At 70.4% G+C, this 23423-nt stretch carries 25 protein-coding genes, 1 tRNA gene and 1 pseudogene; 13 read left to right on the top strand and 14 right to left on the bottom strand.

Features of this window, described 5'->3' with window-relative positions; translation table 11 throughout:
• Window positions 1–70 precede the first annotated feature (70 nt).
• Entirely contained in the window at window positions 71–1030 is a 960-nt protein-coding gene (locus tag AC3A3J_RS03285) for a DMT family transporter (protein WP_487670928.1), read from the top strand.
• A 4-nt stretch (window positions 1031–1034) separates the two neighbouring features.
• Here AC3A3J_RS03285 and AC3A3J_RS03290 read toward each other — a convergent pair whose 3' ends face one another.
• The 7 genes from AC3A3J_RS03290 to AC3A3J_RS03320 all read right to left on the bottom strand — a co-directional run bounded on the left by AC3A3J_RS03290 (window position 1035) and on the right by AC3A3J_RS03320 (window position 7589).
• Complete coding sequence (locus tag AC3A3J_RS03290; protein ID WP_487670929.1) at window positions 1035–2147, bottom strand: YihY/virulence factor BrkB family protein; 1113 nt, start codon at window positions 2145–2147, stop codon at window positions 1035–1037.
• Between the two features lie 161 nt (window positions 2148–2308).
• Window positions 2309–3670, bottom strand: coding sequence for an MFS transporter (locus tag AC3A3J_RS03295; RefSeq protein ID WP_487670930.1), 1362 nt, complete (start codon window positions 3668–3670; stop codon window positions 2309–2311).
• A gap of 171 nt (window positions 3671–3841) precedes the next feature.
• The gene (locus AC3A3J_RS03300; protein WP_487670931.1) at window positions 3842–4960 is read right to left on the bottom strand and encodes a hypothetical protein; all 1119 of its coding nucleotides are present in this window, start codon (window positions 4958–4960) and stop codon (window positions 3842–3844) included.
• On the bottom strand, window positions 4957–5607 hold the full coding sequence (locus tag AC3A3J_RS03305; protein WP_487670932.1) for an ATP-binding cassette domain-containing protein: 651 nt from the start codon (window positions 5605–5607) through the stop codon (window positions 4957–4959). Before AC3A3J_RS03305 ends, AC3A3J_RS03300 begins: the two co-directional genes overlap by 4 nt.
• Complete coding sequence (locus AC3A3J_RS03310; RefSeq protein WP_487670933.1) at window positions 5598–6647, bottom strand: hypothetical protein; 1050 nt, start codon at window positions 6645–6647, stop codon at window positions 5598–5600. The genes AC3A3J_RS03305 and AC3A3J_RS03310 overlap by 10 nt, the downstream gene beginning before the upstream one ends.
• Window positions 6644–7282: a hypothetical protein gene (locus AC3A3J_RS03315; protein WP_487670934.1), complete on the bottom strand. Its 639-nt coding sequence runs from the start codon at window positions 7280–7282 to the stop codon at window positions 6644–6646. Before AC3A3J_RS03315 ends, AC3A3J_RS03310 begins: the two co-directional genes overlap by 4 nt.
• A 10-nt stretch (window positions 7283–7292) precedes the next feature.
• Window positions 7293–7589, bottom strand: a complete 297-nt coding sequence (locus AC3A3J_RS03320) for a hypothetical protein (RefSeq protein ID WP_487670935.1) — start codon at window positions 7587–7589, stop codon at window positions 7293–7295.
• Window positions 7590–7710: 121 nt separating this feature from the next.
• Between AC3A3J_RS03320 and AC3A3J_RS03325 the strand changes: the two genes are divergently transcribed.
• A complete protein-coding gene (locus tag AC3A3J_RS03325; protein ID WP_487670936.1) occupies window positions 7711–8337 on the top strand; it encodes a DUF1684 domain-containing protein in 627 nt (208 codons plus the stop codon).
• Here the strand turns inward: AC3A3J_RS03325 and AC3A3J_RS03330 are convergent.
• On the bottom strand, window positions 8328–8774 hold the full coding sequence (locus AC3A3J_RS03330; protein WP_487670937.1) for a hypothetical protein: 447 nt from the start codon (window positions 8772–8774) through the stop codon (window positions 8328–8330). The two genes, AC3A3J_RS03325 and AC3A3J_RS03330, sit on opposite strands and share 10 nt — an antisense overlap.
• Window positions 8775–8874: 100 nt before the next feature.
• Here AC3A3J_RS03330 and AC3A3J_RS03335 point away from each other — a divergent pair, with 100 nt between their 5' ends.
• Both AC3A3J_RS03335 and AC3A3J_RS03340 read left to right on the top strand, forming a co-directional pair.
• Complete coding sequence (locus tag AC3A3J_RS03335) at window positions 8875–9501, top strand: flavin reductase family protein (RefSeq protein ID WP_487670938.1); 627 nt, start codon at window positions 8875–8877, stop codon at window positions 9499–9501.
• Window positions 9498–10223, top strand: a complete 726-nt coding sequence (locus tag AC3A3J_RS03340) for a helix-turn-helix domain-containing protein (protein ID WP_487670939.1) — start codon at window positions 9498–9500, stop codon at window positions 10221–10223. The genes AC3A3J_RS03335 and AC3A3J_RS03340 overlap by 4 nt, the downstream gene beginning before the upstream one ends.
• A gap of 9 nt (window positions 10224–10232) precedes the next feature.
• Here the strand turns inward: AC3A3J_RS03340 and AC3A3J_RS03345 are convergent, their stop codons facing one another.
• Both AC3A3J_RS03345 and AC3A3J_RS03350 read right to left on the bottom strand, forming a co-directional pair.
• Entirely contained in the window at window positions 10233–10568 is a 336-nt protein-coding gene (locus AC3A3J_RS03345) for a sigma factor (RefSeq protein ID WP_487670940.1), read from the bottom strand.
• Window positions 10569–10680: 112 nt separating this feature from the next.
• A complete protein-coding gene (locus AC3A3J_RS03350; protein ID WP_487670941.1) occupies window positions 10681–11016 on the bottom strand; it encodes a DUF7882 family protein in 336 nt (111 codons plus the stop codon).
• Window positions 11017–11365: 349 nt separating this feature from the next.
• Between AC3A3J_RS03350 and ctaD the strand changes: the two are divergent.
• Window positions 11366–12991 (top strand): annotated as a pseudogene (gene ctaD, locus AC3A3J_RS03355) (aa3-type cytochrome oxidase subunit I).
• Between the two features lie 20 nt (window positions 12992–13011).
• Here the strand turns inward: ctaD and AC3A3J_RS03360 are convergent.
• Window positions 13012–13085, bottom strand: a tRNA-Gly gene (locus AC3A3J_RS03360).
• A gap of 113 nt (window positions 13086–13198) precedes the next feature.
• Window positions 13199–13564 (bottom strand): hypothetical protein, encoded by a 366-nt coding sequence (locus AC3A3J_RS03365; protein WP_487670942.1) that lies wholly within the window; start codon window positions 13562–13564, stop codon window positions 13199–13201.
• A gap of 139 nt (window positions 13565–13703) precedes the next feature.
• Here AC3A3J_RS03365 and dcd point away from each other — a divergent pair, with 139 nt between their 5' ends.
• The gene (gene dcd, locus AC3A3J_RS03370) at window positions 13704–14309 is read left to right on the top strand and encodes a dCTP deaminase (RefSeq protein ID WP_487670943.1); all 606 of its coding nucleotides are present in this window, start codon (window positions 13704–13706) and stop codon (window positions 14307–14309) included.
• A 1-nt stretch (window position 14310) separates the two neighbouring features.
• Window positions 14311–14925, top strand: coding sequence for a hypothetical protein (locus tag AC3A3J_RS03375; RefSeq protein WP_487670944.1), 615 nt, complete (start codon window positions 14311–14313; stop codon window positions 14923–14925).
• Between the two features lie 210 nt (window positions 14926–15135).
• Here the strand turns inward: AC3A3J_RS03375 and AC3A3J_RS03380 are convergent, their stop codons facing one another.
• Window positions 15136–16551 carry an MFS transporter gene (locus AC3A3J_RS03380; RefSeq protein WP_487670945.1) on the bottom strand — a complete coding sequence of 472 codons (1416 nt, stop codon included), beginning with the start codon at window positions 16549–16551 and terminating at the stop codon, window positions 15136–15138.
• A 240-nt stretch (window positions 16552–16791) separates the two neighbouring features.
• Between AC3A3J_RS03380 and AC3A3J_RS03385 the strand changes: the two genes are divergently transcribed.
• Complete coding sequence (locus tag AC3A3J_RS03385) at window positions 16792–17253, top strand: DUF3817 domain-containing protein (RefSeq protein WP_487670946.1); 462 nt, start codon at window positions 16792–16794, stop codon at window positions 17251–17253.
• A 29-nt stretch (window positions 17254–17282) separates the two neighbouring features.
• Here the strand turns inward: AC3A3J_RS03385 and AC3A3J_RS03390 are convergent, their stop codons facing one another.
• Window positions 17283–17951: a hypothetical protein gene (locus AC3A3J_RS03390; RefSeq protein ID WP_487670947.1), complete on the bottom strand. Its 669-nt coding sequence runs from the start codon at window positions 17949–17951 to the stop codon at window positions 17283–17285.
• A gap of 252 nt (window positions 17952–18203) precedes the next feature.
• Here AC3A3J_RS03390 and dnaK point away from each other — a divergent pair, with 252 nt between their 5' ends.
• The 5 genes from dnaK (at window position 18204) to AC3A3J_RS03415 (ending at window position 22948) form a co-directional block, all read left to right on the top strand.
• On the top strand, window positions 18204–20063 hold the full coding sequence (dnaK, locus tag AC3A3J_RS03395) for a molecular chaperone DnaK (protein WP_487670948.1): 1860 nt from the start codon (window positions 18204–18206) through the stop codon (window positions 20061–20063).
• A gap of 2 nt (window positions 20064–20065) precedes the next feature.
• Window positions 20066–20707 (top strand): nucleotide exchange factor GrpE, encoded by a 642-nt coding sequence (locus tag AC3A3J_RS03400; RefSeq protein WP_487670949.1) that lies wholly within the window; start codon window positions 20066–20068, stop codon window positions 20705–20707.
• 7 nt (window positions 20708–20714) lie between these two features.
• Window positions 20715–21701 (top strand): DnaJ C-terminal domain-containing protein, encoded by a 987-nt coding sequence (locus tag AC3A3J_RS03405; protein WP_487670950.1) that lies wholly within the window; start codon window positions 20715–20717, stop codon window positions 21699–21701.
• 99 nt (window positions 21702–21800) lie between these two features.
• Window positions 21801–22217, top strand: coding sequence for a heat shock protein transcriptional repressor HspR (locus AC3A3J_RS03410; RefSeq protein ID WP_487670951.1), 417 nt, complete (start codon window positions 21801–21803; stop codon window positions 22215–22217).
• A 68-nt stretch (window positions 22218–22285) separates the two neighbouring features.
• Window positions 22286–22948, top strand: a complete 663-nt coding sequence (locus tag AC3A3J_RS03415; RefSeq protein ID WP_487670952.1) for a GntR family transcriptional regulator — start codon at window positions 22286–22288, stop codon at window positions 22946–22948.
• Window positions 22949–23423: the final 475 nt, after the last annotated feature.

A 23423-nucleotide genomic window follows, 5' to 3' on the forward strand; every position in this document is an offset into this window, starting at 1 on the left:
AGCTCTCCTGAAACGTCGAATGAGAAGGTGGCCGTTGTTCTTAGGCGTCCGCCGCGCCCACACTACAACCGTGCCCTCCCTCCGCTCCCGCGAACGCGTGATCGACCTGCTGCTCGTCGCCGTCGCCGCGGTGTGGGGAGCGAGCTTCCTCTCGGCGAAAGACCTCGCGGCCGAGGCGGGGGTGGCGTCAGCCGTCGCGCTGCGCTTCCTCATCGCGACGGCGGCCCTCGGCATCCTGTGCCTGATCCGCCGCGTGCGCCTGCCGCGCGGCCGCGGACTCGCGATCGCCGCTCTCCTCGGCTGCTCGCAGGCCGCGGTGATCGGGCTCGAGACGGCGGGCGTACACCTCACCTCGGCGACCAACGCGGGGGTGCTCATCAGCCTGTCGCTCGTGCTCACCCCGGTTCTCGAGGGGGTCGCGGCGCGGCGATGGCTGCCGCGCGCCTACTTCGTCGCGGCGGTCGCCGCCGTGGTCGGCACGCTGCTGCTGGTCTCGCAGGGCGGTCTGCGCACCCCGACCCTCGGCGACCTGCTGGTGATCGCCGCCGCGGTGGTGCGGGCGGTACACGTCACGGCCAGCGCGCGACTCACGCGCGGCCGCAGTGACGGCCCCTGGGGCATCGTGCTGGTGCAGCTGGCGGTGTGCGCGGTGCTCTCGTGCCTCGTCGCCGGGCCCGAACTCCCCGCCGCCGTGGGCCGTCTGAGCGTGGCCGGCTGGGTCGACGCCCTGTTCCTGGGCCTCCTCTGCTCGGTCTTCGCGTTCGTCGTGCAGCTGTGGGCGGTGCAGCGCACCTCGGCCTCGCGCGCGAGCATCCTGATGGGCACCGAACCGGTCTGGGCGCTGGCGTTCGGGGTGCTCGTGGCGGGGGAGGCGATCGGCGCGCTCGGCGTCGTCGGCGCGGTGACGATCCTGCTCGCCGCGTTCGCGGGCCAGGCGGTCGAGCGGCGCCACCGCCGTGCGATCGACGCCGAGACGGGGGCGGCGGCATCCGCCCCCGCCCCCGTCCCACCCGCCGTACCGACGGGATGACCGGTCACGACCGCCGGTCGCGCCCCTCGCGTCCCCGGTTCCGAGCATCCGCGTCCGTCGGCGTCTCGTCGTCGTTCTCCAGGCGGATGCGGCGACCCTCCTCGATGTCCTTGCGCTCCTTCTCCTCGCGCTTCTCCATCTGCCGTGTGTCGCGCGGCGGCAGCTGGATGTCGCGCTCCGCGGCGATCCCCGACTGCAGCTGACGCCCGCGCTCGAGTTCGGCGTCGAACTCCGCGCCGAACAGCAGGGCGAGGTTCGCGATCCACAGCCAGAGCAGGAACACGATGATGCCCGCCATCGAGCCGTAGGTGCGCTCGTAGTTCGAGAAGTTCGCGACGTAGAGCACGAAGCCCGCGGTGGCGATGGCGAGCACGACGATGGCCACGAGCGCGCCGACGCTGATCCAGCGGAACTTCGGCTGCTTGGCGTTGGGGGTCGCGTAGTACAGCATCGCCAGCAGGAACACGACGACGAACAGCAGCAGCGGCCACTTGGCGATGCTCCACGCGATCTGCAGGCCCTCGCCCACGCCGAGGGCGTCGCCGAGCGCCGACACGACGTCGCCCGAGAGCACGAGCACGACGGCGACGATGGTCAGCGAGACGACGGTGATGAGCGTGACGACGAGCTGCATCGGGCGGAGCTTCCAGAACGGACGCCCCTCTTCGATCTCGTAGATGCGGTTCATCACCCGGCTGAACGCGCCGACGTACCCCGAGGCCGACCACAGGGCCAGCAGGATGCCCGAGACAAGGGCGAGGCCCGCGCCGGGTGCCTTCGAGATCTGCTCGATGGGGCCGCGCAGTGCCTCGGCCGTCTCGGGTGGCGCGACATCGCCGATGATGCCCAGCACGGCGTCGGCGGCGGCACCGCCCTGCCCGACCACGCCCAGCAGCGAGAAGACGGCGATCAGGGCGGGGAAGATCGACAGCACCGCGTAGTAGGTGAGGCCGGCGGCGCCATCCATGCACTGGTCGGCCGAGAACTCGCGGATGCTCTTGACGAGCACGTACTTCCACGATCGCTTCTGCAGGTCGGTCGGGTTGTCGGGCTTGTCGTCGTGCTCGGGCGACGGTGCGGACTTCGATCCGCTCTGCGCGGCGGCGGTCTTCGACATGATTCCTCCTCGACGTGGCGGCGAGCGCTGCGCTGCTCGCGGAGATCCAGTCGTACGGGCAGTCTCGCGCGCCGGGCACGGGGGTTGCGCGAACGGGGCGGGAGGGGGATGCTGTCCCCCCTCCCGCCCCGCCGTCGTCGAAGTCGGTGCGCGCCCCGTCGTCAGCGACGCGTGAGCCGCGACTCCTCCGGCGTCCGAGCATCCGTCATCGCCGCCTTGCGGGCGAGCGTCTCGGGCAGCACGGCGATGCCGATGAGGCCGATGATGCTGAGCCCCACGAGGTAGGCCGCGACCAGCCAGGGCGTGCCGTCGGCCACCTTCACGAGCGCGGTCGCGACCAGGGGCGCCGTCCCACCGACCAGGGCCGCCGGGATCTCGCGCGAGATCGCGATGCCGCTCCACCGCATGCGGGTCGGGAACAGCTCGGCGAGCATCGCCGCGCTGACGCCGATGGTCGCTCCCTGCACGATCGCGAGGCCGAGAATCAGGCCGAGCGCGACCAGCACCGAGTTCTCGGTCTGGAACAGCAGGAACATGGGGAAGGCGAAGACGATCGCGAAGATCGCCGCCCCCAGCAGCACGGGTTTGCGGCCGATGCGGTCGGCGAGGCGGCCGAAGGCAAGAGTCGCCGGGATCGTGAGCAGCTCGGCGACGATGAGGCCGATGAGCGCGTGCGTGGGGTTCACCGTGAGGGTGCCGGTCGTGTACGAGATCGAGAACGTCTGCACGATGTAGACCCACGGCAGGGCGAACACGAACAGGGCCATGCCGGCCAGCAGGGTGCGCCAGTGCGACCGCACGGCCGCGGCCAGCGGTGCCCGGGTGACCTCGCCCTCGCGCTCGGCCGCCTCGAACGCCGCGGTCTCCTTCACCCGCAGGCGGAAGTAGAGCGCGAAGGCGACGATGACGATGCTGGCGATGAACGGGATGCGCCAGCCCCAGGTGCGGAAGGCGTCGGCGGGCAGCAGGCTGATGAGGGCGAACGTTGCGGTGGCGAGCGCCATGCCGAGATAGACGGATGCGCCGGGGAACCCCGCCACGAAGGCGCGGTTGCGCGTGTCGGACGATTCGCTCGCCATCGTCATCGCGCCGGCGAACTCGGCGCCGGCGCCCGCGCCCTGGAAGAGACGCAGCACGATGAGCAGGATCGGCGCCCAGATGCCGATGGTCTCGGCCGTGGGCAGGACTCCGATCAGCGTCGTGGCGGTGCCCATCATGAGCAGCGTCGCGAGCAGGGTGCCCTTGCGTCCGATGCGATCGCCGAAGTGCGCGAACACGAGGCCGCCGATGGGGCGCGCTCCGAAGCCCACGGCGAAGGTCGCGAAGGCGCCGAGCAGGCCGGCGAACTCGCCGCCGCCGGGGAAGAAGAGGGGCGCGAACACGAGCGCCGAGGCGAGACCGTACAGCGTGAAGTCGTACCACTCGATGATCGTGCCGACCGAGCTGCCGATCACCGCGCGGCGCCGTTGCGCGCGGGCGTCCAGTCCGGGGCGATCGATGTCGTCGGCGATGTCGATGTCCATGGCACTCCTGTGTGTCGAGGTCGTGGCGCGGTGATGTCCGCCGCGCGGGCCTCGTCCAGAGTAGGAACGCCGGGGCCGGGGCAGCATGTGCGTACGGCACATGGTGCGCATCGTCGAGTGGATGCAGCGCCCACCGCGCCCGCGGAGGGCCCTGTGCTCGGGCTTCGCGTCTCAGCGGTCACGGAAGTAGGCGTGCATGCGTGCGCGGGAGACCGACGAGACCGCGATCGCCGCCCCGGCCGGTGCGGCGAGCAGAGTGCCGACCGCCACGACCGTGACGGCGGCCGGGTCGAGCGCGGCGGAGGGTGCCACGATCGCGGCGGTCACGGCCGAGACGATGACCGCGCCCGCGGCGGCGCACGCCGACCAGGCGAGCGTCTCGATGGTGATCTGCGCCGCCTGAACGTGCAGGGTGACGCCGACCGACCGGGCGGCGGCGAGTTCGAGGCGACGCCGACGCACTGCGACGAAGCCGGCGGCGCCCGCCGCCGCGATGACGGCCAGGGGGAGCGAGGCCGTGGGTCGGTCGCGGAACCGCGCGTCGGCGTCGAAGTGCGCGCCGAGCGTCGGGTTGAGCTGGCCGATCGTCGGCGGGCTCTCGGTGCTCGCCCCGGCCGAGAGCACCGACGAGGCGACGATGGCGCGCACCGCGTCGGATTCGGGCCAGATCAGCACGCGGCACTGATCGAACACGCCTCGCGGCGGAACCGACAGCACGACGGAGTACCCCAGGCCCGCCGCGCGCCCGTCGTCCGGATAGGCGAAGGTGCCGCTCACGCGCGCCGTCGCGGCTGTCGTCCGGAGCGTCGCCCCCGTCGTCAGTGCGAGGGCGTCGGCGACCTCGGTCGACACGAACACCCCGTCGCGGGTCCCGGCCGTGCCGTCGCGGGCCTCGGCGTCCTGCGGTGAAGCCTCCCCCGCGCCCTCCGCGCCTCCGGTAGTGCGCAGCAGGGCGACCGCACCGGGGGTCGCGTCGAAGGTGGGCAGCTCGACCCCGGGAGTACGCAGCGGCACGAGCGGAGCATTCGTCTGCCGTATCGCTCCCGCGGCCCGCACGTTCGGGACGTCGATCATGCCCTCGCACCGCGCCCCGTCGACCCCGTCGGGGCTCTCGACCACGAGCGTCGCCGCGCCCGCCGCGAGGTAGCGCGCGGCGGCGCCCTGCACCGCATCGATGGCGAGCGCGTCGGCGACGAGCGCCGACGCCGCGAGCACGCCGCAGATCAGTCCGAACAGCAGCCCGCGCGTGGTGCCGGATCGGAGGTTGCGCAGCGCCTCGGAGACGATCATCGGATCCCCTCCTCATCGTTCTCCTCGACCGTCTCCGGCGGCGAGGGGACGTAGTCCGCGAGGTCGAGCACGGTTGCACACGAGTCGCGGGTGGCGGGGTCGTGGGTCGCGACGACGACGATGCATCCCCGGCCGCTCAGGTGTCCCAGCACCCCGTTCACCGTCTCGGCGGTGCGCCGATCGAGCTGGGCGGTCGGCTCGTCGACGAGCAGCAGATCGGGCGCGCTCGCCACCGCCCGTGCGAGCATGAGGCGCTGCGCCTCTCCGCCCGAGAGCCGGCGGAACTGCTCCTGCTCCCGCCCCGCGAGTCCGAAGTCGCGCAGCAAGGCGCGGGCCTCCTCCTCGGCGTCGCCTCGCGTCCGTCCGGCGGCGAGCAGCGGAAGGGACGCGTGGTCGAGGGCCGTGCGTCGCGGCACCCCGAACGGATTCTGGAAGACCCAGGCGATCGTCACATCCGCGGGCCGCTCGATGCGCCCCTCGGTCGGGTGCGTCTCGCCCGCGATCAGGCCGAGAAGGGTGCTCTTTCCCGCCCCCGACGGCCCGACGATCGCGCAGCTGCGGCCCGCGACCAGGGTGGTGGTGAGCCCGGAGAACAGCGGGCGTTCCGACGAGAACCGATGGCCCACGCCGTCGAGCGTCACGCGCACGGCTCTCCGCTCGTGTCGGCGCCAGGAGCGTCGGCGGTCGACGGCTCGTCGTCGAAGCGCACGAGCGTGGATCCGAGGTCGGTGCTCACGAGATCGCCGACGAAGACGTTGCCCCCGTCCTCGACGCACACGCGCCCGTCGTCGGTGTCGCGCAGGAACGACGGGGGGACGCGGGCGACGCGGATGCTCTCGCCCAGGCGGAGCGTGCCGCTGAGCACCACGTCGTCCGGGGCCAGCGCATAGGAGCGGAACGTCGCGGTCGCCATGAGGGCGCCCCAGGCGGCGGCATCCACCGCCCCGGAGGAGTCGACGGCTGCGGTCACGCCGTCGACCGTGAGGGTGCGGGCGGCGTCGGGCAGCGCGGCGGGCGTCGTGCCCACGCGGAGGGTGAGCAGGGTCGGCGGCAGAGCGGCCAGGACGGTGCCGGGCTCGATGTCTTCGCCGACGGCGGTCGGGCAGTCGACCACCACCACCTCGGCGGAGGGGAGCCAGACGAGCGACGCGGGATCGATCGTCTCCACCAGGGGCGCATCGGCGACGGCTGCGCGGCGCAGGTCGTTGTAGAAGCGGATGGTCTGGGCGCCGACCACCCCGTCGACGCCGCCCGTGAAACCGAGCGCCGCGAACGCCTGCTGCACTTCGCGCACGTCGGTGCCGCGGTCGCCGGCCGCGAGCGGGCGCGTCAACGGTTGCGCGGTGGAGAGCGCCACGAGCGGCAGACGGTCGACGAGGAACGCCGCCTGTCCGGAGCGCAGGGCTGCGCCGGGGGAGCAGGCGCTTCGCGTCAGCACGCCCGGGGCGCGCGCGACGACGCCGGGGGACGGCTGCAGGGTCGCGGTGAGGTCGACCGTGCGCGCGTCGTCGAACTGCTCGTACGGGATGCTCAGCGACTCCACGGGCCGTGCCTGAGCGAGCTCCGGCGGCACGGCGGCGTGCGCGATCGCCCAGGCGCCCCCGACGCCGGCGGCGGCGAGGATCACGACGGCCGTCGTGGCGAGCGCGAACCGACGACGGGGTTGGCGGGCGGGGGTCCTGGTCACGGTGCGGGGGCGCCGACGTCGTCGAGCAGCCTGAGCGGGTCGTCGACGCAGGAGCGCACCTCGCTCGCGTCCCAGTCGAGCCCCGCGTAGGCGTCGAGGTCTCGGCGGTACTCCGCGGCCGTGTAGGCCGCGCCCACGATCCCGGCATCCTTCAGGCACGCGACCACGATGGTCGCCTCGTCCTTCTGCTCGGGATTGCGACGGATCTGCTCGTAGAGCATCGCGACCGAACCGACGGTGCGGGCTTCGCACGTCGGGACCGCGTCGCCGGTGATTTGCGTTTCGCTGAGCCCGCCGTCGTCGTCGATGGTGAAACCGCCGTCGGGTGAGAGCTGCACCTCGAGTCCCAGGTCTTCGAGGCAGCGGGCGAAGTCTCCGCGCACCTGGGCGTACTCCGCGTCGGTGATCTCGCCATCCGCGAGGATCTCCCGCTGCGCGTCGGTGGCGTGCTCGGAGGTGTAGACGGTGGTGAACCAGTCGGCCCAGGGGCCATCGAACGCCGGCACGTCACCGTCGAACGACGCCGCGGGCGCGGGCACGGCCGTCGAGGCGGTCGTCGCCCCTGCGGCCGTGCAGCCGACGACGAGGGCTCCGATCACGGCGAGACCCGCGAGCGCGGGCAGGGTCCTCGTCATCGGCATCCGATCACACCGGGGTGAACGCGTAGCTGTACGCCTGCACGCTGGGGTAGTTCTGCCACTGCCAGGAGGTGCGGCCCGTGGTGACCCAGGGGCCCCACTTGTACTGGTTGTTCACCTTCACGTAGCTCGCGAGCTTCTTCGACGAGCAGACTGACTTGCTGTTGACGGCGCGGGATTCGGAGTAGTAGCCGCAGTAGCCGTCGGCTGCCTGCGCGGCGGGCGCGACCGTGAGTGAGGCGAGGGCGACGCCGAGGGCGACGGTCGCCGCCGCCGCGAGGCGCCGTGGGGTGGAACGTGTCATGAGTCTCCTTCGTGAGCGGAGGGCGGGTCCGTGCGGAATGACGGGGCGTCCTCGAATGAGGACGGTAGCAGCGCCGATGGGGACAGCGCACGTATATGGCGATATGCCGTAGCGTGGCTCCATGAGCACCACTGCCGCCGCCCGCACCGCTCTCGAGGTCGCCGATTGGAGGCGCCGGGTCTTCGCGCTGTACGACGCCGTGCGTCGGGCATCCGACCCTGAAGAGGCGCACGAGCTGTGGCGTATCGAGCGGGACGAGCTGATGGCGGCCCACCCCGCGACGCCGTTACTCCCGGCCGACCGCGAGGTCTTCGCGGGGTTGCCTCTCGCGGCGTACGATCCCGCCTGGCGGTTCGAACTGCCGATCCTCGACGCCGAGCCGGCCGACTTCGAGTTCGCCACCGGAACCGACGGTGTCGTCGCGTTCGCGCGCATCGGGCGCGTCGAGGTTCCCGACGCCGGGCCGCTCGACGTGTGGCGGCTGACCTCCTACGGCGGAGGGCTGTTCGTGCCGGTGCGCGATGCCCTGGCCGGGCGACCGGGCGGCACGTACGGCGGCGGTCGCTACCTACTCGACACCGTGAAGGGCGCCGACCTCGGTTCGGATGCCGGGGGCGCCACGATCGTGCTCGACTTCAACTTCGCCTACAACCCGTCGTGCGCGTACGACCCGGCCTGGGCCTGCCCGCTCGCTCCCGTCGGCAACGTGCTCTCCGTCGAGGTGCCCGTCGGCGAGCTCTACGGCTGAGCCGCGCAGAGATCCTCGAGCAGCGAGTACTCGCCGAGGTCGGAGTCCGAAGGGAAGGCCTCCGACATCAGGGCGTCGACGTCGACGCGGCGCTCGTCGAGCGACCCGGGCTCCCCGGTCTGCATGAACAGGCGCACGTAGTCGAACCCTCGCGGTTCCGCGTCGCAGAGCGCCGTCACCACGGCGCGGAGGTCGTCGGGCGTGGCGTCGGTGGCGTCCGGGATGGCGACGACGAGGTCGAGGTCCGACGAGAAGCCGTTCAGGTGAGACCCGACCGAGGCATCCGCCCCGGGGATGGCGGCCTCGATGTTCTCCTCGACCCCCTCGTAGGACGATGCGCCGAGCTGATCGATGAACGCGTTGCAGCCCGCGAGCAGGGGAATCAGGCCCGCGCAGCCGAGTGCCAGGACGGTCGCGGTGCGCGTGCGGGATCTCATGGCATCACTCTACGGAGCCGCCCGTCGTCGCGCGGCGCGGCCGCCGCCCGCCGCCGACTGTTCGGCGAGGACCGAATGGTCGGCGGTCGAGAATGGAGGGATGGAGAGAACGAAGTCCGTCGATCTGCCCGTGTTGTACTTCGGCACCCCCGTCGCGCTGATCACGACGGTGAACGCAGAGGGGGCGTCGAACATCAGCCCGATCTCGTCGGCGTGGGCACTCGGAGATCGATACATGCTCGGGCTGGGTGCCGAGGGGCAGGCGCTCGCGAACCTGCGGCACCTCGGCGAACTCGTCGTCAACCTCCCATCCTCCGAGCTCGCGGCGGCGGTCGAGGCGATCGCGCCGACGACCGGGCGCACCCCGGTTCCGGCGGATAAGCGGCCCGCGTACCGCCACGAGCCCGACAAGTGGAGTGTGGGGCGATTCACGAAGGTGGCCTCGCTCGACGTCGTCCCGCCGCGCATCGGCGAATGCCCCGTGCAGATCGAGGCGCGCGTGGTTCAGGTCGTCGACATCGACGGCGGGAGCGCAGTCGCGGTCGAAGCCGAGGTCGTGCGCGTCCATGTGTTCGAGGGCATCCTCAGAGCGACCGAACCCGATCGCATCGACACCGAGAAGTGGAACCCGCTGTACTACAGCTTCCGGCACTACTTCGCGCAGGGTGCGCGGGTCGGCGCCAACTTCCGCGCCGACCTGCTCGACGCCCCTGCCGTCGTCGCGTGATCATCGACCCGACCTCGGTGTCGCGGCTCGGAGCGGCGCTGAGCAGTCCCGCCCGCGTCTCCATGTGCCTGGCCCTCCTCGACGGCCGCGCGTGGACCGCGGGCGAGCTGGCGCGCACCGCGGGCGTCGCGCGTTCCACGGCATCCGAGCATCTGACGACGCTGCTCGACGCCGGACTCGTCACGCTCCGCACGCAGGGGCGGCATGCGTACGTCTCGCTCGCGTCGTCGGACGCGGCTCATCTCATCGAAGCGGCGACCGCCTACGTCGGCAGACCCGCCCCGGTGGCCTCGCTGCGCGCAGCGACTCAGCGCGACGATCTCGCGCACGCCCGCACCTGCTACGACCACCTCGCGGGCGCCCTGGGCGTGGCGCTGCTCGATGCGCTGACGAACGCAGGGCATCTGTCGGACGCGCTCGAGGTGACGGCGAGCGGGCGGATGCTCTTCGAGCGGATCGCGGGCGCTGCGGCCCTCCAACCGCGGAGTCGCCGTCCTCTCGTGCGCACCTGCGTGGATTGGACGGAGCGCCGCCTGCATCTCTCGGGGCACCTGGGTGCCGAACTGCTGCGTGCATCGACTCGCCACGGCTGGATCGTGCCGCGCGCGAAGACGCGAGCCGTATCGGTGACCGCCGAGGGACAGGATGCGTTCGCCGCACTGTTCGGTATGGCGGAGGTGCGGGTGCCGGGCCGCCGGATCGAACCGTCGCCCGCGTGCTGACTGCTCGCGTCAGGCGACCGCGGGCCCCTCGCTCACCGGCGTCGATGCACCGATCAGCAGCCGCCGTCGTACGATCCCCCCGAGCCAGGTGAGCGCCGTTCCCGTGGAACCGTCGAACTCCGTCGCGCGAGACCATATCTCGACGTACACCTCGTGCAGCATCGTCTCGGCGAGGGCGGGGCTCTTCACCGCGCGGAGCAGCAGCCCGTAGACCCGACCCGAGGTCGCGTCGTACAGCTCGGCGAGGGCGAGCTGCTCGCCCGCGGCCACCCGCGCCAGCAGGGCATCCGTCGCCGCCCAGGCGTCGTCCTCCCCCGTCGGGGGTGGCGGCGCGAGGGTGGTCATCTCCCGAGCGTGTCACGATGCGCAGAACGACGCGCAGGCTTGTGCCGGGGTCGGCGCCGTGGTAGAGCCGTGGAGCCGAGCGCCGTCGCGTGCCGGCGGCATCGCGGCCCCGTCAGGCGCGGGCGTAGTTCGGGTCGAACGCGGGGGATCCTTCGTTCGGCTCGTGCACCAGATACAGTCCGGTCGAACTACTCGCGGTGTAGGCGAGGGCGTCCGCCCAGTGCTGATTGATCTTCGGTGGCCGGCTGCCGACGAACTTGAACACGAGGGCGCTGGACGGGCTGACCCAGACCGTCACGCGGCCGTCTCCGATGCTCGCGTCCTCCTTCCACGAGAAGCCGAACGGTTCACCGCGCCGGAGCTTCGACATCATCACGAGCTGCAGGTGCGTCAGCGCCCGATCCTCGATCTCCGTCTTGATCCGGTTGTCGTAGATGAAATAACCCATGACTGGGGCCTCCGATCACCACGGATACCCGCCCCCAGAGCCGCGGCCGAGCTGGCCGCTAATGTGGTCTGCTCACCATCGCACGAATGCCGGAGCGCCGACACCCCCTCCTGCGAACAGAAGTGTGCGCGGGGTGGCATCGCGCTTCCGTCGCGTCGTCGCGGATCGGTTTTTACCGCGCGATGCCGATTCTGACAAGCCCCCTTCTGCGCTGACGGCGCGGTCATATCGTCCGGCGCTATCCAGACAGAGCGTCGTTCGAGGGCGGGCGATGCCGCCCAGAAGCAGGAGCATGATGACGACCGAGCCGCGAATCACTCCACCGGCCGATGCGCGGCAAGCGGCCTTGATGAGCGCCTCTCGCGTGGAGCAGAAGGGCAACATCGTCGTGCGGTGGGTGACCTCCACCGACCACAAGACGATCGGGTACATGTACCTCATCGCGTCGGTCGTGTTCTTCCTGCTCGGCGGAGTGATGGCGCTCGTGATCCGGGCCGAGCTCTTCGCGCCGGGGATGCAGCTCATGCCGACCCGTGAACAGTACAACCAGCTGTTCACCATGCACGGCACGATCATGCTGCTGATGTTCGCGACGCCCCTGTTCGCGGGCTTCGCGAACGCGATCATGCCCTTGCAGATCGGCGCGCCGGACGTGGCGTTCCCGCGGTTGAACGCGTTCTCGTTCTGGCTGTTCCTCTTCGGATCGACGATCGCCCTCGCCGGCTTCCTCACTCCTCAGGGCTCGGCCTCGTTCGGTTGGACGGCCTACCAGCCCCTCGCCAGCGCGACCTTCACTCCGGGCGCCGGAGGAAACCTCTGGATGGTCGGCCTCGGCCTGAGCGGGTTCGGAACGATCCTGGGCGCGGTCAACTTCATCACGACGATCATCACGATGCGTGCTCCGGGGATGACGATGTGGCGCATGAGCGTGTTCACCTGGAACACGCTCATCACCAGCCTCCTGGTGCTGATGGCGTTCCCGGTGCTCGCGGCCGCGCTCTTCGCCGCCGCCGCGGATCGCATCCTCGGCGCGCATCTCTTCGACCCCCAGAATGGCGGCGTGCTGCTCTGGCAGCACCTGTTCTGGTTCTTCGGGCATCCCGAGGTCTACGTGATCGCCCTGCCGTTCTTCGGCATCGTCTCCGAGGTCTTCCCCGTCTTCAGCCGCAAGCCGCTGTTCGGGTACAAGACCATCATCTACGCGACGATCGCCATCGCCGCGTTGTCGGTGGCGGTCTGGGCGCACCACATGTACGTCACCGGGGCCGTGCTACTGCCGTTCTTCGCCCTCCTCACCATGCTCATCGCCGTCCCGACGGGGGTGAAGATCTTCAACTGGATCGGCACGATGTGGCGCGGTTCGGTCACCTTCGAGAGTCCGCTCGTCTTCGCGCTCGGGTTCCTCGTCACCTTCGTCTTCGGGGGTCTGACGGGAGTGATCCTCGCCTCGCCACCGCTCGACTTCCACCTGCACGACAGCTATTTCGTGGTCGCTCACTTCCACTACGTGGTCTTCGGCACGGTCGTGTTCGCCATGTTCTCGGGGTTCTACTTCTGGTGGCCCAAGTGGACGGGGCGGATGCTCAACGAACGCCTCGCATACGTGCACTTCTGGATGCTGTTCATCGGCTTCCATCTGACGTTCCTCATCCACCACTGGCTGGGAGTCGACGGCATGCCCCGCCGCTACGCCGACTACGCCGACGAGGATCGGTTCACCTGGCAGAACCAGATCTCCACGGTCTGAGCGATGCTGCTCGGTGCGTCGATGCTGCCGTTCTTCATCAACGTCTGGATCACCGCGCGCAAAGCCCCGAAGGTCACCGTCGCCGACCCGTGGGGCTACGGCGCCTCACTCGAGTGGGCCACGTCATGCCCGCCACCGCGCCACAACTTCACGTCGATCCCCCGCATCCGCAGCGAGCGCCCGGCGTTCGACCTCAACCACCCCGAGCGTCCGCACGAGTATCCGTGACCGGGGGAGGTCGTCACATATGGAGGGGCTGACGGGAATCGAACCCGCGCTGTCTGCTTGGGAAGCAGAAGTTCTGCCATTGAACTACAGCCCCGAACCGGCATCCGTGGGAACCGGTGGGATCAGCCTACCCGACGGGTGACGATCGGTGGGAAACGCGGGGCCACAGGGGTGCGTGGCCGTGTTCCCCACCGATCGCCGAACACATCAGGACGTCACGATACGGATGCCCTTGTCCCAGGCCTTCGACACGGTGATCTTCACCGTGCCCTTGTAGCCGAAGAGCGAGCACGTCTTCCATCCGCCGTTGACGGTGAGGGAGCCGGAGCAGATCGTGCTGCCGCTCGTCGTCTTCACGGTGTAGCGGGAGCTGTACTTGTTGCCCCACGAGTCGTACGCCCGGAAGCTCACCGTTCCCGATGCGCTCGTGCTCATCGTGCAGCGGTAGCCGTCCCACCCGCAGGTCTGGGTGGCGGCGCTCGCCGCCTGCGGCGCGGCCACCGTTCCGCCCGCGATCACGAGTGCGGCCACGGCGATCGCGGCCCAGCGGTTCTTCTTCGTCTTCATCGACATGTTTCTTCTCCGGTCATCGTTGATGGATGGCGCACCCGGGGGAGTGCGTCATGAGTGCAGACGAGCGAGCGCTCGGATCCGGTCGTCGGATACGGGCATACTTCTGCGGTCCCGTAGCGCGGCTGACTAGGCTGGGGCCGTGCTTCTCAGCGACCGCGACATCACCGCCGAACTCGCCTCGGGCCGTATCGGCCTCGCTCCCCACGACCCGGCGATGGTGCAGCCGTCGAGCGTCGACGTGCGACTCGACCGCTACTTCCGGCTCTTCGACAACCACAAGTACCCGTTCATCGACCCGTCGGTCGATCAGCCGGAGCTCACCCGGCTCATCGAGGTCGACCCCGACGAGCCGTTCATCCTGCACCCCGGCGAGTTCGCGCTCGGCGCCACGTTCGAGCAGGTCTCGCTCGCCGACGACATCGCGGCCCGCCTCGAGGGCAAGTCGTCGCTCGGACGCCTGGGCCTCATCACGCACTCGACCGCGGGCTTCATCGATCCCGGCTTCACCGGGCACGTCACGCTCGAGCTCGCGAACGTCGCCACGCTGCCGATCAAGCTGTGGCCGGGTATGAAGATCGGCCAGCTCTGCTTCTTCCGCCTCACCTCGCCGGCCGAGAACCCCTACGGCTCGGGCCCGTACGGCAACCGCTACCAGGGGCAGCGCGGGCCCACCGCCTCGCGTTCGTTCCAGAACTTCCACCGCACGGACGTCGGAGTCACCGACGTCGGATCACTCGGAGGCTGACATGACCAGCGACAGCATCCATCCGTCCGACCGCGACCCACGGGAGGGCGAGACGGATGCGGTCGCCCCGGTGCCGCCCGTCGACCCCGTAGCGGCGCCTGCGGATGCTCAGACGGATGCCGTCGTGCCGCCCCCGCCCGTCTTCGACGACGACCGGGCCGCCGCCGTCGTGCCGCCCCCGCCCGCGTTCGACGGACCGATGACGGGATCGGTGCCGCCGGTCGCCGCCGCGAGCGACGACGAGGTCGTGCCCCCGCCGCCCGCGTTCGGAGGATCGACCGGCGACGACGTCGTGCCTCCCCCGCCCGCGTTCGACGGCCCCGTCACAGGGGCGCACGGCTCGGGCGCTCTGCGTTCGTCGCGTCGGCCGGTGGCGGAGCGCCTGCCGGTGCCGCCGCCCACGACCGACCCGGAGCCGGCGCCACCGCAGGACCCGGCGTTCTCGGCCCCCGAGGCGCCCGCGTCGAGCGGCTACGGCGGCATCACCGCCGCCATCTTCATCTTCCTGTTGCTGCTGCTCGTCGGAGCGGTCGTGCTCGTCGCCTACCTCGCCACGAACGCGCCGCTGCCCCTCCCCGGCTTCGCCGCCGCCGTGTCGCCGCTCCTCCTCACCTGATCCGTCTCTCCCCCTCCACCTCACCCGACCGCCGCCGCACACCTTCGGAGTTGCGGCGCCCCACCCGTCCCCGGCGCACGATTTCGGAGTTGCGGCGTGACACCCCGGCCGAAGCATCCGATCGCCGGGGTGTCGCCGCACCACTCCGAAGTTATGCGGGGCGGGGGGAGGCGGGGGCGGGGGAGGCCGGGAGAGGGTGGGCGGGCCGGCTCAGGCGGTGCGGGCCGGGGCCTTCACCGGCAGCAGAAGCAGGAAGCCGATGAGCAGCACGACGACGATGCCCAGGATGCCGAAGGCGGTCTGCGAGGTCAGTGCGATGAGCACGGTCCAGGCGATCGACGCCATCCAACTCGCCGCGCGCCCGGTCGTGGCGTAGAGGCCGAAGATCTCGCCCTCGCGGCCGGCCGGCGTGACGCGGGCGAGGAATGACCGCGCGGCCGCCTGAGCCGGGCCGACGAAGGCGCACAGCAGCAGTCCGCCGATCCAGAACACCGTCGCCCCGCCGTCGCGCAGCACGAAGACGGCGAGCCCGGCGATGATCATGGCCCCGATCGACCCGAGGATGATGCGCTTCGGGCCGAGCCGGTCGTCGAGGCGCCCCGCCGCGATCGTCGACACGCCCGCGATGAGGTTGGCGGCGATGCCGAACACGATGATCTGCTGGGTGCCGAAGCCGAACACCGAGGTGCCGATGATCGCCCCGAAGGCGAACACCCCGCCCAGTCCATCGCGGAACACGGCGCTCGAGAGCAGGTACCAGAACGTCGGTCGGGTCTCGGGGTCGCGATAGAGGGCGGCCACGTCCTTCACGAGCAGCACGTAGGAGCGGAAGAACCCGACCTTCCGCTCCGGACGGCCGAGCGACGGCTCGGGCACGTACAGGAAGATCGGGATGCTGAACACGATCGCCCAGACGGCGCATCCCACGGCGATCAGGCGGTAGACCAGGCCGTCGTCGGTCGGCATCCCGAACCAGTCGACGGCATTCAGAGCGACGACGATGGCGAGCGCGATGATGCCGCCCAGATATCCGAAGCCCCACCCGAGGCCCGAGATGCGGCCGACGTTCTTCGGGGTCGCGATGCCGATGAGCATCGCGTTCGAGTTGACCGCCGCGATCTCCTGGAACACGGTCGCCGCCGAGATCAGCGCCACACCCAGCCAGAACAGGCTCGGCGTCGGCTCGACGAACCACAGGCCGAGCATGCACATCACCAGGGCGCCGGTGCCGATCCCGAGCCACAGCTTCTGGCGACCGGCGGCGTCGGCGCGCTGACCGAGCACGGGGGCCAGCAGCAGGATGCCGAACGCCGCGATCGTCGACCCCAGTCCCAGGCCCGAGGTGAGATCGGCGTCGGCGGCGATGCGACGGGGGTCGGAGGGGTCGAGGGCTGCGATGTCTGCGGGCAGGAATCCCTCGCCCACGAGGTACAGGGCGGTGAAGACGAAGGTGAGGATGACGGTGTTGAAGGGCTGCGTCGCCCAGTCCCACAGGGCCCACGAGAAGACCTGCTTCTTCGGGGCCGGTGTCTCTCCGCGCAGGTCGAGGCCGACGACGGCGACTGCGCCGCTCGTGGCCGTCGCGACGGGCTCGGGGGCGCCGGGGTGGGGATCGGGTGCGCTCATGACTCGCAGTCTGGCCGCCGGCGGTGAACGGGCGGTGACGGCGCGCCGTGCGCGCGGGCGCGGACGACGCCCCCCGCGCGCGGAAACCCAGACCGATTCGCTCGCGGGCGGCGTGTCGGGGCGGGACACGCCGCGCGGTCGGCGATCGGTCTGTGTTTTCGAGGCGCTTCCGGGCGTTGGTGGGCCGGTGGCTCATAGGAAGCGCGGATACGCTCGACGTACCCCGACCGGAGGAGTCCCGTGTTCCGTGCGCCCGCCCGCCTGTACCGAGTTCTCGCGATCGCGGAGGCGATCACCTGGACCCTTCTGATCGGGGCCATCATCGCCCGTGCCCTGGGTGCCCCGGGCGTCGTGGTCACGATCGGCGGCGGCATCCACGGGTTCGTGTTCCTGGCCTATGGGGCGACCGCCCTGCTCGTCGCGATCAACCAGCGCTGGCACGTGGGGGTCGCGGTGCTCGCGGTCGCGAGCGCCGTGGTGCCCTACGCCACGGTGCCCACGGAGATCTGGCTCCACCGCACCGGTCGCCTCGACGGCGCCTGGCGGCTCGACGCCACCGATGACCCGCGCGACCACCGGTGGTTCGACCGTCTCGTGCGGTGGTTCCTCAACCGGCCGTGGGTGCTCGCCGCTCTGCTGGTCGTCGCGATCGTCGGGCTGTACGTGGTGCTGCTGCTGGCGGGCCCTCCCGGCGGCAAGTGACGCGTCGCCTCAGGGCGTGACGCGTCGCCTCAGGGCGTGACGATGATCGCGTTGAGGTCGTTCACCTCGGCGAGCACGTCGGCCGGGTCGCCGGCCGCGCAGTCGGCGATTGCGTAGAGCCCGACGCTGAGGGCCGAGAAACCGCGCGCGGACATGATCCAGGTGCGCCCCTCGCCCTCGCCGACGACCTGCCGCGTCTCGACGTCGTCGTTGCCGGAGGTCTGGTAGCTGAACGAGCCCGTCGTGGCGTTCGGGGTGATGTCCGCGGGGCTGCCGCCGAGGAACGTCGCCATCAGGGCATCCGACGTGGCGGCGTCGTCGCCGGGTACGACGATATCGGCGCCGAGACGCCCCTGCCAGAAGTGGACCGTGCACGAGTCGTCGACCTTCGCGTAGCTCCAGTTGCCCTGCCCGTCGTCGGGGGAGGCGATCTTCCACGCATCGTCGGAGAGGAGTCCGTCGCCCCATTCGATGTAGGCCGTGGAGGGGATGTCCGCTCCCTCGGCGAAGGTCAGAGTGGTCGGCAGCTCACCGGAGTCGGTGTCGGGCGCCTCGCTGGGGGAGGGCGTCGCGGACGGTTCACCGGCGCCCGGAGCCTCGGCCGGAATCTGCGCGTAGACGCATCCGCTGAGCGGAAGCAGGGCGAACGCGGCGACCGCGGTAACGGCGGCGAGGCGGGAGAGGCGGATGCTCGACATGCCCGTCAGCCTAGCCAGCCCGTGGCCCGGCTCCCAGGGGTAGCCCTGCCCGTGGTCGATGTGCATCGGGTGCGGGCGTGCTCGACACCGACTCGGGTCGCCGCGTCCCGCCGCGATGTAAAGTTGAGCCAACTCATATCAAGTTCATTTGACAGTGCTCGGGGCCGGCGATACACTTGAGCCATCGCGACTCAGGTTTTCCTGATCGCCGCAGACTTCCGAACCGAAACAACGTCAGCAAAGGAGAACAACATGGCACGTGCTGTGGGAATCGACCTCGGTACGACGAACTCCGTCGTCAGCGTCCTCGAGGGCGGCGAGCCGAAGGTCATCGCCAACGCCGAGGGCTTCCGCACCACCCCGTCGGTGGTCGCCTTCACGAAGGACGGCGAGGTGCTCGTCGGCGAGACCGCCAAGCGCCAGGCCGTCACCAACGTCGACCGCACCATCGCGTCGGTCAAGCGCCACGTCGGCACCGACTGGACGTTCGACGTCGACGGCAAGAAGTGGACGCCGCAGGAGATCTCCGCGCGCATCCTCATGAAGCTCAAGCGCGACGCCGAGTCGTACCTGGGCGACACCGTCACCGACGCGGTCATCACCGTTCCCGCCTACTTCAACGACGCCGAGCGTCAGGCCACGAAGGAGGCCGGCGAGATCGCGGGCCTCAACGTGCTCCGCATCATCAACGAGCCCACCGCGGCCGCTCTCGCCTACGGCCTCGACAAGGGCAAGGAAGACGAGCTCATCCTCGTCTTCGACCTCGGTGGCGGAACCTTCGACGTCTCCCTCCTGGAGGTGGGCAAGGACGACGACTTCTCCACGATCCAGGTGCGCGCCACCGCCGGTGACAACCGCCTCGGTGGAGACGACTGGGACCAGCGCGTCGTCGACTACCTGATCTCGCAGTTCAAGTCGACCACCGGCGTCGACGTCTCGAGCGACAAGATCGCGCTGCAGCGCCTCAAGGAGGCCGCGGAGCAGGCGAAGAAGGAGCTGTCGTCCTCGACCAGCACCTCGATCAACCTCCCGTACCTCTCGCTCACCGACTCGGGCCCCGTGTCGCTCAGCGAGACGCTCACCCGTGCGAAGTTCGAGGACCTCACGAAGGATCTCCTCGACCGCACCAAGAAGCCCTTCGAGGACGTCATCCGCGAGGCCGGCATCAAGGTCGCCGACATCGCGCACATCGTGCTCGTGGGTGGATCGACCCGTATGCCCGCCGTCGCCGAGCTCGTCAAGCGCGAGACCGGCAAGGAAGCGAACAAGGGCGTCAACCCGGACGAGGTCGTCGCCGTCGGCGCCGCCCTGCAGGCCGGTGTCCTCAAGGGTGAGCGCAAGGACGTGCTGCTCATCGACGTCACCCCCCTCAGCCTCGGTATCGAGACCAAGGGCGGCATGATGACCAAGCTCATCGAGCGCAACACGGCCATCCCGACCAAGCGCAGCGAGACCTTCACCACGGCCGACGACAACCAGCCGTCCGTCGCGATCCAGGTCTTCCAGGGCGAGCGCGACTTCACCCGCGACAACAAGCCGCTCGGCACGTTCGAGCTCACCGGCATCGCACCGGCGCCCCGCGGCATCCCGCAGATCGAGGTCACGTTCGACATCGACGCGAACGGCATCGTGCACGTGTCCGCCAAGGACAAGGGCACGGGCAAGGAGCAGTCGATGACCATCACCGGCGGTTCGTCGCTGTCGAAGGACGACATCGACCGCATGGTGCGCGAGGCCGAGGAGCACGCCGCGGAAGACAAGAAGCGCCGTGAGGCCGCCGAGGTCCGCAACCAGGCCGAGACGCTCGCGTACTCGATCGACAAGCTCATCAAGGACAACGACGAGAAGCTGCCCGCCGACGTTAAGGAATCGGTGCAGGCCGACGTCGACGCGCTCAAGACGGCGCTCGCCGGCGACGACGACGAGGCCGTGAAGACCGCGTTCGACAAGCTGAACGAGTCGCAGACCAAGCTGGGTGAGGCGATCTACGCGCAGTCGCAGGCGGATGCCGCGGCCGGCGCCCCCGAGGGCGACGCACCCCAGGGCGAGGCGTCGTCCGAGGAGGACGTCATCGACGCCGAGGTCGTCGACGACGAGGACGAGAAGAAGTAACCATGGCTGACAAGGACTTCGAAGAGAACAACGGAGTCGCAGGCGAGGGGTCGGATGCTCAGGCATCCGGCCCCGCGCCGCACAACCCCGACTCCCGTGAGGCGGCAGCGGCCGAGGGCTCGGACGAGACCCCGATCGACGACGCCCCCGACGACCTCACGGTCGACGACATCCTCGGCACGGCGCAGACCGGCGAGGCCGCGGCGGAGGACGCCGTGCTCGCCGACCTCGAGTCGACACTGCTGAGCGACCTCAAGCGCCTGCAGGCCGAGTACGCCAACTACCGTCGGCGCACCGAGGAGCAGCGGCAGGTCGAGATCGAGCGGGCCAAGGGCGAGGCCGTGAAGGGCCTCATCCCGGTGCTCGACGACCTCGACCGCGCCGGCCAGCACGGAGATCTCGTCGACGGCACGCCGTTCGCCGTGATCGCCGAGAAGGTGCGTGCGGTGGTGGAGCGCCTCGGCGTCGTCTCGTACGGCGAGAAGGGCGAGGAGTTCGACCCGCAGCGCCACGAGGCGATCTTCCAGCAGCCGACCCCCGGCGTCGACAAGGCCACGATCCTCGAGGTCGTCGAGGTGGGGTACCGTCTCGGTGACGTCGAGCTGCGTCCTGCGAAGGTCGTCGTCGCCGTTCCCGCAGAGTAGGTGATGGATGGCTAGCCAGGATTGGTTCGACAAGGACTTCTACAAGACCCTCGGGGTCTCGAAGGACGTCAGCGAGGCCGACCTCAAGAAGGCGTATCGCAAGCTGGCGCGGAAGTACCACCCCGACTCGAACGCCGGTGATGCCACGGCCGAGGCGCGGTTCAAGGAGATCAGCGAGGCGTACTCGGTGCTCTCCGACGCCGAGCAGCGCAAGGAGTACGACGAGATCCGCGCCATGGGTTCGGGCGCCCGCTTCACGGCGGGCGGCTCGGGCGCCGGCGGGTTCGAAGACGTCTTCAGCCGCTTCGGGCAGGGAGGCCGCGGGCAGTCCGCGGACTTCGAGGACATCTTCGCGATGTTCAACCAGGGCGGCGGGGGCGGCGGCTTCGGCGGCGGGCGCTTCGGTCAGCCGAGCGGCGGGTTCCGCGGCTTCGGCGGACCGCAGCGCGGTGCCGACGTGACCGCGCGTACCACCCTCGACTTCGCCACGGCGGTGCAGGGCGAGACGATCACGCTGCAGGGCGACGACGGCAAGCCGTTCAAGGTGAAGATCCCGGCCGGGGTCGCCGACGGGCAGAAGATCCGTCTGCGCGGCCGGGGGCGCCCGTCGCCCGACGGCGGCGAGAGCGGCGACATCGTGGTGCAGATCACGGTGCGACCGCATCCGGTCTTCACGCGCGACGGGCTGAACCTGCGCCTCGTGGTGCCGGTCACCTTCACCGAGGCGACGCTCGGGGCGACCATCGAGGTGCCGACGCTGAGCGGCGACGTGGTGAAGCTGCGCGTCGCGCCGGGTACCCCCTCCGGGCGGGTGCTGCGGGTCAAGGGCCGCGGCGTCACGACCTCGAAGGGCACCGGCGATCTGCTCGCCGAGCTCCAGGTCGCGGTGCCGACCCATCTCGACGAGGCGGCGCGCGAGGCGCTCGAGCGGTTCCAGGAGCTGGAGCCGACCGAGAACCCCCGCGCCGAGCTCATGGCGAAGGCTCGGCGATGACGAGCATCCGTCGCGCGTCCGCCGGGGCGGGCTGTTCCTCCGGGAACCGGCTCGCCCCGGCGCACGCGCTCGTCGTCGCCTCAGCGGAAGGAGAACGCGATGGATGCTGACACCCCGGTCTTCGCGATCGCCGTCGCCGCCGAATTGGCCGGCATGCACCCGCAGACCCTGCGCCAGTACGACCGCATCGGGCTCGTCGTGCCTGGTCGCACGCGGGGCGGCTCGCGTCGCTACTCGCACCGCAACATCGAGCAGCTGCGCGAGGTCGCCCAGCTCTCCTCCGAGGGGATGAGCCTCCCCGCCATCGCGAAGCTCCTCGACCTCGAAGACGAGAATCGGATGCTCCGCCGCCGGGTCGCCGATCTCGAAGGGGCGCTGCGCGCCGAGCGCGAGAACCGCCCGGGCGTGCGCGTGTTCGCCGCGGGATCGTCCGGCGTGGTTCCGGTGCCGCAGGGTCGGCGCATCCGCCGTTCCACCGAGCTCGTACTGTGGAACCCGCGCGAGCACCGCGGCTGAGCATCTGCATCGCCCTCCCGCCGACAGCCCCCCGTGTGTATTCTGTTGACTGTTAACAGGAGGTCGGCGTGCCACAGATCGTCAAACGAGCGGAGTCGCTCGGAACCCAGGTCGCCCGCGTGCTGCGCCAGCGCATCGTGCGCGGCGACCTCGCCCCGGGCACACGCCTGACCGAAGAGGCGCTGGCTGAGGAGTTCGAGGTGAGCCGCGGTCCGATCCGCGATGCGCTGACCCAGCTGTCGTTCGAGAACCTCGTCGAGATCCAACGCCCGCGCGGCGTGTACATCGTCGGCCTCACGCAGGACGACGTCGACCAGCTGTACAGCCTGCGGGGAGCGCTCGAACAGCTCGCGCTCTCGCGGGCGATGCGCGTCGACGACGACGAGCGGTGGGCGGCGATGCAGGCGGCGGTCGAGCGCATGGCCGAAGCAGCCGATGCGGGAGATCACGCCGCCTTCGTCACGGCGGACCTCGACTTCCACTCGCAGATCTACGCGCTCGCCGACCACCCGCGCCTCGAAGGCGCGTGGAGCCAGTACCTGCCGACGTTCGCCGCGCTGCTCGAGGTCACGATCAATCACGACGAAGATCTGCACGAGTCGTCGGGCGATCACGTCACGCTCATGCAGGTCATGCGCTCGGGTGCTCCCGACGAGGCCGCCGCGGTGCTCGCCGCCCACCTCGACGGCGCCCGCGACCGGATGCTGAGCGAGATCTCCGCCCGCGCCTAGCCCCGGCATCCCTTCCGGTCGCAACGTGTTCCGCTCCGGTCGCAAAGGATCCCGCCTGAACGCGTCGCAGGCGGGATGTTTCACGACGGGAGCGACGAAGAGAGGGGCCGACCGGGTCAGGGCTCGCGGTGGAAGGGGTAGTGGCGTAGCGCGCGAGCGCGTCGGGTTGAGGGGCTTCTGTCCGCTCGCGTTGCCGGCCTCGTCCCGAGCTGTGGTCAGCACACAATGAGCGCGACCCGGGCGCCCGCTCCGACTCGCCCGCTCGCCAGACGCGGCGGGCGGTTGGAGCATGCGCCTGCATGCATCCCTTTCTCTTCCTGCACAGATTGGGTAGCCTCCCGTGCTGTCAGTGCCCGAGGGGGGCGTTTTCGATACGGAGGGAGCCACGATGGCCGGACATGATTTCGGAGCAACGTACAGCGAGATGGAGAGCGCGGCGGCGCGTCTTCGTGATGGTCGCAGCACGGTGACCGAC

It is taken from the genome of Microbacterium sp. Soil_N32, from assembly GCF_057655505.1.